Consider the following 1,447-nt stretch of genomic DNA (forward strand, 5'->3'; position numbering starts at 1 on the left):
AGTGCTCTCCCGGTCTCGGGTGACGGCGGCGGAAGGCGACGCGGCGGCGCTCGCCGCGCTCGCCGCGCAACGCCTGGACCCGGCAGCCGGCCCGCTGCTGCTCGCCGTCGGGCGCGGCTACAGCCTGGACCTCGCGGCGGCACTCCGCGCGAAAGGCTTCCGCGTGATGCGGCGCATTGCCTACGAGGCCGTGCCAGCCAACGCCCTGCCCGAAGACGCCCGCGCCGCGCTCGCCGCCGGCACCATCGCCGCGGCGCTCTTCACCTCGCCGCGCGGCGTGCGCATCACCCTCGCCCTGCTGCGCGGGGCGGGGCTCGCGGAGGCGGCGCTGAGCATCCGCGCGCTTGCCATCAGCCCGCGCATCGCGGAGGCGTTGCGGCCGCTGCCTTGGGCGAGCATCGCCGTCACTGAACGCCCCGACCCCGCGCTGCTGCCTGCCCTGCTCGGCCCGCCACCGGACTGATCGCCGACGGATCCCAACCTGCGCGGTCCCGGCGCGCCACGGGGGCGACGGATTCGCGAAGGCATGGGCGCCGGGACGGCGCCCGATGCGCGGCGCGGCCGCGATTCATCGCAGGCGATCGAGAACCAACCGCCACCCATTCGCGTCATTTGGCCCCGTCGCGCACTCTGCGCAGTGTCGGGAAATCCGCTCCCACGGCGCGGTTCGGGAAGACGGCTCAGGGATATGGCGGCTGAACCGTCCGAAGGTGAAACCTTTGGCGGATAGGAACGACACCGCGCGGGGGGCGCCATGCGCCGCGCGGATTGCTATACGGCGCCCCATGACCGAGACCCCACCCCCCGCGATCCGTCGCTACCTCGACCCCGCCGCGCTGCCGCTGCTGATCGGCGGAATCGTGCTGGTGCTGGCGGCGGCCTGGCTCTGGGTCACGCCCCGCCCGATGCCGCCGCCGCATCCCTCCGTCGCCGCGCTGGCGGCGATGGACCAGCGCGTCGCGGCGCTCGCGGCACTCGAGGCGCGCATCACGGCGGTCGAAGCCCGGCGCGGCCCGGACCTCGCCCCGGTGGAAGGCCGAATCGCCGCGCTCGAATCGCGCCCGCCGGTCGATCTCTCGCCGATCGAGGCGCGGATCGCCGCCCTGCCGCCGCCGCCCGACCTTCGCCCGCTGGAAGGGCGCGTCGAGGGTGTGACCGGCCGCGTCGCGGCGGTGGAAGCGCGCGCGGCCGAGGCGCTCGCCCGTCCCATCCCGGACCCCGCCGCCTTCGCCCCACGCGGCGCGATGGAAAGCCTGACGACGCGCGCCGACCGCCTGTCCGAGCGGCTCGACGCCGTCGCCGCCCGCCAGCAGGCGGCGGATGCCGAGGCGATCCGGCGCACCGAAGACCTTGCCCGCAACCTCGCCGACCGGCTGGCGGCGGCCGAGCGCGCCGAGGCAGAGCGCATCGCCGCCGCCGGCGTCGCGCTGGAGCAGCGGCTGCGCGG

General features: G+C 76.3%; 2 protein-coding genes. Both read left to right on the top strand.

All coding sequences use genetic code 11. The annotated features are described in order from the left end of the window. Positions 1–463 (top strand): uroporphyrinogen-III synthase (locus HW577_RS24945; RefSeq protein ID WP_198378784.1); only part of this gene is annotated, 463 nt, incomplete at its 5' end. A gap of 322 nt (positions 464–785) precedes the next feature. Beyond that, positions 786–1,447 (top strand): hypothetical protein (locus tag HW577_RS24950; protein ID WP_198378785.1); only part of this gene is annotated, 662 nt, incomplete at its 3' end.

The sequence above is a fragment of the Neoroseomonas rubea genome (genome assembly GCF_016106015.1).
Taxonomy (GTDB): Bacteria; Pseudomonadota; Alphaproteobacteria; order Acetobacterales; family Acetobacteraceae; genus Neoroseomonas; species Neoroseomonas rubea.